The sequence below is a fragment of the Solirubrobacter phytolaccae genome (assembly GCF_027587195.1).
GTDB lineage: Bacteria > Actinomycetota > Thermoleophilia > Solirubrobacterales > Solirubrobacteraceae > Solirubrobacter > Solirubrobacter phytolaccae.
This window is the reverse complement of the sequence record NZ_JAPDDP010000056.1, coordinates 42829-50045: the sequence shown is the minus strand read 5'-3', so window position 1 is coordinate 50045 and position 7217 is coordinate 42829. Positions and strand designations below refer to the sequence as shown.

The 7217-nt window shown below is 71.8% G+C and carries 10 protein-coding genes; 5 read left to right on the top strand and 5 right to left on the bottom strand.

Features of this window, described 5'->3' with window-relative positions; translation table 11 throughout:
- Window positions 1-360: GntR family transcriptional regulator (locus OJ997_RS25080; RefSeq protein ID WP_270028005.1), on the bottom strand; the 360-nt coding region annotated here is incomplete at its 3' end.
- 83 nt (window positions 361-443) lie between these two features.
- Between OJ997_RS25080 and OJ997_RS25075 the strand changes: the two genes are divergently transcribed.
- Window positions 444-1280: an amidohydrolase family protein gene (locus tag OJ997_RS25075; protein WP_270028004.1), complete on the top strand. Its 837-nt coding sequence runs from the start codon at window positions 444-446 to the stop codon at window positions 1278-1280.
- Here the strand turns inward: OJ997_RS25075 and OJ997_RS25070 are convergent.
- Complete coding sequence (locus OJ997_RS25070; protein WP_270028002.1) at window positions 1263-1700, bottom strand: MarR family winged helix-turn-helix transcriptional regulator; 438 nt, start codon at window positions 1698-1700, stop codon at window positions 1263-1265. The genes OJ997_RS25075 and OJ997_RS25070 overlap by 18 nt on opposite strands.
- A gap of 35 nt (window positions 1701-1735) precedes the next feature.
- Between OJ997_RS25070 and OJ997_RS25065 the strand changes: the two genes are divergently transcribed.
- The 3 genes from OJ997_RS25065 to OJ997_RS25055 all read left to right on the top strand — a co-directional run bounded on the left by OJ997_RS25065 (window position 1736) and on the right by OJ997_RS25055 (window position 3180).
- Window positions 1736-2083 carry a cupin domain-containing protein gene (locus tag OJ997_RS25065; protein WP_270028000.1) on the top strand — a complete coding sequence of 116 codons (348 nt, stop codon included), beginning with the start codon at window positions 1736-1738 and terminating at the stop codon, window positions 2081-2083.
- A 254-nt stretch (window positions 2084-2337) separates the two neighbouring features.
- Window positions 2338-2838, top strand: coding sequence for a GNAT family N-acetyltransferase (locus OJ997_RS25060; protein ID WP_270027999.1), 501 nt, complete (start codon window positions 2338-2340; stop codon window positions 2836-2838).
- A gap of 12 nt (window positions 2839-2850) precedes the next feature.
- Window positions 2851-3180, top strand: a complete 330-nt coding sequence (locus tag OJ997_RS25055) for a cupin domain-containing protein (RefSeq protein ID WP_270027998.1) — start codon at window positions 2851-2853, stop codon at window positions 3178-3180.
- On the opposite strand, the gene OJ997_RS25050 is transcribed toward OJ997_RS25055, so the two are convergent.
- From OJ997_RS25050 to arfB, 3 genes are read right to left on the bottom strand one after another with little or no spacing between them, the layout of a single operon-like run.
- Window positions 3177-4142 (bottom strand): TIGR03557 family F420-dependent LLM class oxidoreductase, encoded by a 966-nt coding sequence (locus OJ997_RS25050; RefSeq protein ID WP_270027997.1) that lies wholly within the window; start codon window positions 4140-4142, stop codon window positions 3177-3179. The two genes, OJ997_RS25055 and OJ997_RS25050, sit on opposite strands and share 4 nt — an antisense overlap.
- Window positions 4143-4151: 9 nt before the next feature.
- Window positions 4152-5126, bottom strand: coding sequence for a TolB-like translocation protein (locus OJ997_RS25045; protein ID WP_270027996.1), 975 nt, complete (start codon window positions 5124-5126; stop codon window positions 4152-4154).
- Between the two features lie 33 nt (window positions 5127-5159).
- Window positions 5160-5573, bottom strand: coding sequence for an alternative ribosome rescue aminoacyl-tRNA hydrolase ArfB (gene arfB / locus OJ997_RS25040; protein WP_270027995.1), 414 nt, complete (start codon window positions 5571-5573; stop codon window positions 5160-5162).
- Between arfB and OJ997_RS25035 the strand changes: the two genes are divergently transcribed.
- A complete protein-coding gene (locus OJ997_RS25035; RefSeq protein ID WP_308213587.1) occupies window positions 5554-7128 on the top strand; it encodes a sigma-70 family RNA polymerase sigma factor in 1575 nt (524 codons plus the stop codon). The genes arfB and OJ997_RS25035 overlap by 20 nt on opposite strands.
- The last annotated feature ends 89 nt before the right edge of the window (window positions 7129-7217 follow it).

Sequence of the window (7217 nt, the reverse complement as noted above, 5' to 3'; positions counted from 1 at the left end):
CGCCGCGCCGCCGCGGCGCGGGGCGTCGCCGGCGTGCGCGGCCGTGCCTGTGGCCAGCTCGGCGGCCAGCGCGTGCAGGGCGGCGACGACCGGGAACGCGTCGCGGGCGGCCCGCCGGTCCAGCGGCGTGACGCGCGTGAAGCGCTGCGGCTCGGTCTCCACGAGGCCGTCCTGCTCGAGCCGGTTGAGCGCTTCGCGCACGGGTGTGCGGCTGAGGCCGAGCCACGCGCACAGCTCGGCGTCGCGCAGTCGTTCACCGGGAGCGAGCGTGCCGTCGACGATGGCGTCGCGGATCGTCACGTAGGCCTGGTCTCTCAGCAGGTCGCGCTCGAGCGGCGCATCGTTGGCTGGAACTGGCATCTGAAATATCAGTATGTCAGTTGGTGAGCGGGCGAGCAACTCAGCACATCCCATGTAGGCGGGTGGGCGTAGGGTTCGCCCCCATGCGCGGCGTCGACATGCACGTCCACCTCCCGACCGGCGACTGGGTGTGCGGGTGCGTCGGGCACTACGCGGACTCGATCGAGCGCTACTTCGGCTCGCGACCGGAGACGACCTCGATCGAGGACTTCGTCGCGCTGTACGAGCGCCTGGACCTCGTCGGCGTCCTCCTCGGCTGGGACGCGCAGGGCAAGACGCTCGACAACGTGGACATCGCCTCGATCTGCGAGCAGTCGGGCGGGCGGTTCGTGGGCTTCGGCAGCGTCGACCCGAACCGCGAGGACGCGCTCGCGCGACTGGAGCACCTGGCCGCGCTCGGGCTGCGCGGGCTGAAGCTCCACCCCACGCTCCAGGACTTCGACCCCGGCGACGATCGCTTCCTGCCGTTCTTCGACGCCGCCGCGGAGCTCGGCCTGATCCTGCTCACGCACGCGGGGACCAGCGGTCTCGGCGCGGGCGAGCCGGGTGGACAGGGTCTGCGCATCGACCTCGCGCGGCCGATCCTGCTCGACCGGATCGCCGCGCGCCACCCGGGGATGAAGATCGTGCTCGCGCACGTCGGCTGGCCGTGGCACCTCGAGGCCGTGGCCATGGCGCTGCACAAGTCCAACGTCTACCTCGACATCAGCGGCTGGAAGTACCGCTACCTGCCGGACGAGGTCAAGCGCGAGATCCCGCGCCGGCTGCGCGGCCAGTTCTGCTTCGGGACGGACTATCCGATGTTCGACCCCGAGGCGTGCCTCGCCGAGCTCGACCGGCTCGAGCTGCCGGCCGAGGCGCACGACGCGGTGCTGCGCGCCAACGCCGCCGAGCTGCTCGACCTACCAGATCGGCCGTAGCCGGCCGCCGTAGAGGTCGGCCAGGCCGGCGAGCGCGGCGACCGCCACGTCCACGTCGTCGCCGCGCGCCCGCCACTCCGCGACGATCTCCTCGAAGATCGCCGCCGACACCCGCAGGCAGTCGACGCCGCGCGGCGTGAGCTGCACCAACCGGCGCCGGCCGTCGTCCGGGTCCGGCTCGCGGGTCACGTACCCGAGCCGCGTGAGCTCGTCGACCATCTGCCCCGCGGCCTGCTTGGTCACGTTCAGGCGGACGCCGAGCTCGCCCGCGGTCGTCCCGTCGGCGCCGATCGCCTGGAACGCGTAGCCGTGCGCCGGCCGCACGTCGGGGTGCCCGCGCTCCGCGAGCCGCCGGTGCAGCTCGTCGATCGCCGCGCGCCCTGCGCGCAGGATCGCCTCGACCGCCACCCAGCCGGGCATTGACGAACTAGACAAGCTGCTTTACCTTCTTACCCATGATCGACAAGGAGATTTACCAGAAGCACGAGACGCCGAACGCCGTGATGCACACGCTGGCCGCGCCCTCGACCGGCGCGACCGAGCTCGCGGTGTGGACGGTCGAGATGCGCGCCGGGCAGGCGGGGCCGGTGCACCGTGCGGAGCACGAGCAGGTGTGGGTGGTGCTGGATGGTCGGCTGGCGATCAGCGGGAGCGAGTACGCCGCCGGGTCGACCATCGTGGTCGGCGCGGACGAGCCGCGTCAGGTCTCGGCGGTGACGGACGTAGCCGCGCTGGTGGCGAGCCGCGGCGGCAGCACGGTGGCGACCTCCGAGGGGACGCGGCCGCTGCCCTGGGCCGCTTGAACACCAGCATCGAGGAGGGGCAGGACCCGCCTCGCGGCAAGGCTGGGGAGTCTACTGCCGTTTTCCGATAGCCAGACTCCCCACTGTGTCGTTCTGGTTCCGTTTTCCGTAACTAGAACGACACGGCCGAGGCGAAACCCGCGCGGCCGGCAGCATGTCGCCGACGGCCGACAGCGCGCGACGGCGGCGGAAAGGAGGCGAAGGTGTCGGGACGTCCCCACGCATGACGCCCGCGGACGCGGGAACATTCCCGCATGGATGTCGTCGAGCTCCCGCGCCGCCTGACCGAGGAGGAGCGCGACGAGCTCTTCGCCGGCGAGGACGACCCGTTCGAGATGGCGGCGCTCACGATGCCACCCGACCGGCGCAAGGACCGGTACATCGTCGTGCGCGACCACGGGCGCCTGATCGCCGCCGTCGGCCTGCTCGTCGCGGACGTCGAAGTCGGATCCGCGGCCTTCCCCGTGGTCGGGTTCGGCGGCGTGATCGTCAGCCACACGCACCGCGGACGGGGCGTGTTCCGCCGCGCGATGGAGCCCGCGCTCGCCACCGCGGAGCGGCTCGGCCCCGACTTCGCCGTGCTGTTCTGCCTGCGCAAGAACGCGCCGCTGTACGCGCGCCTCGGCTTCGCGACGATCGACGCCCCGGTCACCGCCGCGGGCGTCGCGATGCCGATCGACTCGATGTGGCGCCCACTCGAGCCGCACGCGCAGTGGCCCGCGGGACCCGTCACCGTTCCCGGGCCGATGTTCTAAGCGAGGAGACGCATGACCAGCTTCCACCAGCTCGACGACCTCACGCCGACGCAGGCGTTCCCCGGCATCAGCTTCCGCCACGTGCACGGCGAGCAGCTCACGTTCAGCGTGTTCGAGCTCGAGCCGGACGCCGAGCTGCCGCGCCACAGCCACCACAACGAGCAGGCCGGCCTGTGCACCCGCGGCAGCCTCACCTTCAGCACGGCCGAGGGCGACAAGCAGGTCGGGCCGGGGGACATCTGGATGATCCCGGCCCATGAACCTCACGGTGGGCGCAGCGGCCCGGACGGCGCGACCGTCGTCGAGGTGTTCGCGCCCGCCCGGGAGGACTGGCCGCGCTAACCGCGCAGCGCGGGCAGCACCTCGCGCCCGTAGACCTCGATCGCCTTCAGCGGGTCCGCGCCCGAGTTGTTCTGGAGCACGATCACGGTCGCGCCGAGCTCCTCGAGCTCACGGATCCGCTCGACGTGGACCTTCGGGTCCGACGAGATGATCGCGTTCTCCGCCAGCTCCTCGTCGGACATCTGCTCCTCGCCGTTCGCGTACATCGCGCGCGGCTTGTGCCAGTCGTCCTTGTAGTGCTCCTTGGGCTGCGCGCCCTTCCACTTGCGCACGGACTCCAGAGCCTCCTCGTCGCTCTCCGCCCACGAGAAGAGCGCCTGGAAGATGACCTCGCCCTTCCCGCCCGCGTCGCGCCAGCCGTCCAGCAGGTCGGGCGTCGTCTCCGGGTCGGGCAACGTCCAGATCCCGTCGCCCCACGTCGCCGCGACCTCCGCCGCCTGCGGACCGAACGCGCTGACCCAGATCGGCACCCGCCGCTCGCTGAGCGTGTGCAGCTTGAGGTCCTGGCACTTGTAGAACTGGCCCTCCTCGGTGATCGTCTCGCCCTTCCAGAGGCGGTCGATGATCGAGAGCGCCTCGTCTATGCGCCTGACCTTGTCGCCCGGGGACGGCCAGTCGTCGCCGACCGGCACCTCGTTGAGCGCCTCGCCGGAGCCGATGCCGAGGAACGGCCGGCCGGGGAACAGGCGCTCGAGCGTCACCCACGCCTGGGCGATCAGCCCCGGGTGGTAGCGCGCGCCAGTCGACGTGACGCCGGTGCCGAGCGGGATCTTCTCCGTCGCCTGCCCGGCGGCGCCGAGCCACGGCCACGTGTGCCCGGACTCGCCGGGCTCCCACCAGGGCTGCAGATGGTCGGAGGACGAGATGCCGTCGAAGCCGGCCTTCTCGGCGGCGACGGCCTGCTCGATGAGCGCTTCGGGCGGGAACTCCTCCTGGGAGACCCCGATGAAATAGCGAGTCATGGACTGGCGCTACCCAGTCCAGCTGCCCCACATCGCGTTGCGGATCAACGTGGTTCGCGTGCCGGTCAGCCAGTCGGCGCGGACGAGGCTGTGCTGGTCGGTCGGATCGCTGCCGCGGGTCTGCAGCAGGGCCGAGGCCCCGTCGCGGCTGAGTGCGAGCGGGACGAGCCCTTCGCCGAACGGCCGCGCCGCCCCGGTCGTCAGGTCCAGCGCGTAGGCGTCGTCGCGTGACTGCCCGGCGACGCTGATCAGCAGCCGCGAGCCATCGAGCGAGCGTGCGACGGGTGCCGGCCCGTAGGTGATGTCGTCGGTGATCGGCACGCTCTGGTTCGTCAGGGCGCGCAGGCCCGTCCCGTCGGCCTGCGTCTCCCAGAGCTCGTAGAGCGGGAACTTGCCGCCGCCGCGCACCGTCTGCTGGGTGAACACGATCCCCTGGGACGTCCACAGCGGCCAGCGCGACCGGCCGTCCCGCGTGAGCTGGTGCGGCGGCTCGCCCAACCGGAAGGTGAACAGGTCACTCGGGTCGTCGATCTTCAGCGACTCCGAGCCGGCGAACACCAGCGACTGCGAGTCCGGCGAGAACGAAAGTCCACGCGCGGAGTAGGGAAGCCGCGCCAGCTTCCGCCGCGAGGCCACGTCGACGAGCCACACCTCGTAGCGCACCATCATCGCCAGCCGCTTCGAGTCCGGCGAGAACGTCAGGTGTCCGCCCTCGCTCGTCAGCGCGATGCGCTTGGACGCGCCTCCCGTGGCCCGCATGAGCCGGAGCTCCAGCCCGCGAGACGCGGTGCGGTAGAAGGCGACCCAGCGTCCGTCGGGCGAGAGCACGGGGAAGTGGCCGCGCGTCAGGCGCTTCACGCCCGAGCCGTCGTCGCGCGCGACGTAGATGCGGTCGCCGCGCTGGAAGGCGATCCGCGCGTCGGCGGTTCCGGCGAGCGCGAGCGTCGCGACGACGGCGGTGAGGAAGACGCCGATGGACCTCACGGGTGATCGGTCCAGTACCCGCAGGCTCTCGGCTCAGTCCTCGCCGCTGTGGCGCCGCCGACCCTGCTTGGTCTGAGCGCGCCGCTTCTTGTCCTCGAGCCGGCGGCGCTTGGCGCCCGCGCTCGGCTTGGTCTTCGTGCGCGGGCGCTGCATGTGCAGGGCCTGCTCGAGCCGCCGTGCGAGCCGCTCCAGCGCGAGGTCGCGGTTGCGGGCCTGCGAGCGCGCGTCCTGGGCGACCGCCGTCACGCGGGGGCCGAGCTTGGCACTTATCCGGTCTTTCTGAACCTGGTCGAGAGTATTCGAGCCCTGGACGTCGAATACGGCCTCGATGCGCGAGGCCGTGACGTTCGCATGCTGACCACCTGGACCCGAGGAACGCGAAGCCCTGATCTCGATTTCCGAGATCGGCAAGGAAAGTCCGTCACGAATGCGTAGGGAATCGGTCACAGGGGGGAGAGCAAGTAACACCTATAGGGCGGAACTTCTTTCGACCCCTACAGTTACAGTCGCTGGGACGGCAGCGTCAGGAGCCCTTGCAATGGAAGCCTCAGCAGTCCACGCCCCCGCTTTATCCCGCCTTCCTCTAGGTGGGAGTTTGCTGCGGCTGCGCTCCGATGAGCAGCTTCTGGCTCTGTTCCGTGGCGGACATGATGAAGCGTTCCGCGTCCTGCATGATCGGTACCGCCAGAGACTGTTCGCCTACGTAAGGCAGATGCTCTCGGCGAGCTCGCGCCAGGACGCCGAGGATGTGCTGCAGGACGTCTTCGTGCGCGCGTACGGCTCGCTGCGCAACGACAACCGCGAGATGAACGTGCGCGCGTGGCTCTACCGCGTCGCTCACAACCGCTGCATCGACCACCTGCGCCGGCCGATCCCGCCCGCCGCCGAAGTCTTCGAGATGTCGCGCAAGCCGCTGCACGACCCGGTCGAGGAGGCCCAGCGCCGCGACGACCTGCGCCAGCTCGTGCTCGACGTCTCCAACCTGCCCGAGCAGCAGCGCTCCGCCCTGTTGATGCGCGAGATCGACGGCATGACGTACGCCGACCTCGCGGTCGCGCTGGACGTCACCGTTCCCGCCGTCAAGTCGCTGCTCGTCCGTGCCCGCGTGGGTCTCGTCGAGGCCGCCGAGGCGCGCGACGCCGACTGCGCGGAGATCCAGGCCGACCTGATGCGCTCCTACGACCGCGGCGTGAAGGCGTCCGGCCGCGCGCGCAAGCACATGAAGTCCTGCGACGCCTGCCGCGAGTACCGCGGCGCGCTGCGCGGGATGAAGCGCTCGTTCGCCGCGCTGACGCCGATCGGGTTCGCTCCGTTCGCGCTCGCCGCGAAGGTGATCGGCGTCGGTGGCTCGGCCGGCGGCGCCGCCGCGGGTGGCGCGGCCGCCGGTGGCGGTGTCGCGGGCGTCACCGCGTGCAAGGTCGCCGCCGTCGTCTGCACCGCCGCGATCGCCACGGGCGGCGCGGTCGAGGTCCAGCACAAGATCGACGCGCGCAATCCGGCCCCCGCCCCGGTGGAGAAGGCGCAGAGCCACACCCGTACGGCGGCCCCGCCGGCGGTCAAGGCGCCCGTGGTCGTGCCCGCCAAGAGCCATCCGCAGCCGATCACGACGAACCCGGCGCCCGCCGCCGGCGCCGGCGCTGCCGCGACGGAGACCAAGCGCGAGAAGCAGGAGGCCGCCGACAAGGGCAAGTCGCTGTCGGCGACGATCGCGAAGCCCGGGGACACCACGAAGGCCGTCCCGACCGACGACGCCGGCACGGCTCCGGTCGTGGACCCGCAGGTCGACACGGGCGGCGCCCGCGCGCCAGACGCCCCGCCGGTCGCGACGCCCACCCCGATCGAGACGCCACCCGCCGCCGTCCCGACGCCGCCCGCCACCGCCACGCCCGCACCGGCCGACTCCGCGCAGCAGCCTCCGGTAGCCACGCCGCCGGCGACCGAGGGCGGCACGGTCGCGCCGCCGGTCAACGGTGGCGTGACGGCCCCGCCCGCCGGCGGCTGAGCGCACCCCCCGATCGTCCGATGTCGCCGTCCCGCCACCCCGGCGGCGGCGACCCTGCCCGCTAGGGTCGTCCACATCGACTACCCGGA

Bases quoted from the DNA above. Each gene is read 5' to 3' on its own strand.
- OJ997_RS25055 (WP_270027998.1), top strand. From the start codon at position 2,851: ATGACCAGCTTCCACCAGCTCGACGACCTCACGCCGACGCAGGCGTTC.
- OJ997_RS25050 (WP_270027997.1), bottom strand. From the start codon at position 4,142: ATGACTCGCTATTTCATCGGGGTCTCCCAGGAGGAGTTCCCGCCCGAA.
- OJ997_RS25060 (WP_270027999.1), top strand. From the start codon at position 2,338: ATGGATGTCGTCGAGCTCCCGCGCCGCCTGACCGAGGAGGAGCGCGAC.
- OJ997_RS25075 (WP_270028004.1), top strand. From the start codon at position 444: ATGCGCGGCGTCGACATGCACGTCCACCTCCCGACCGGCGACTGGGTG.
- OJ997_RS25035 (WP_308213587.1), top strand. From the start codon at position 5,554: ATGCGTAGGGAATCGGTCACAGGGGGGAGAGCAAGTAACACCTATAGG.
- OJ997_RS25065 (WP_270028000.1), top strand. From the start codon at position 1,736: ATGATCGACAAGGAGATTTACCAGAAGCACGAGACGCCGAACGCCGTG.
- OJ997_RS25070 (WP_270028002.1), bottom strand. From the start codon at position 1,700: ATGCCCGGCTGGGTGGCGGTCGAGGCGATCCTGCGCGCAGGGCGCGCG.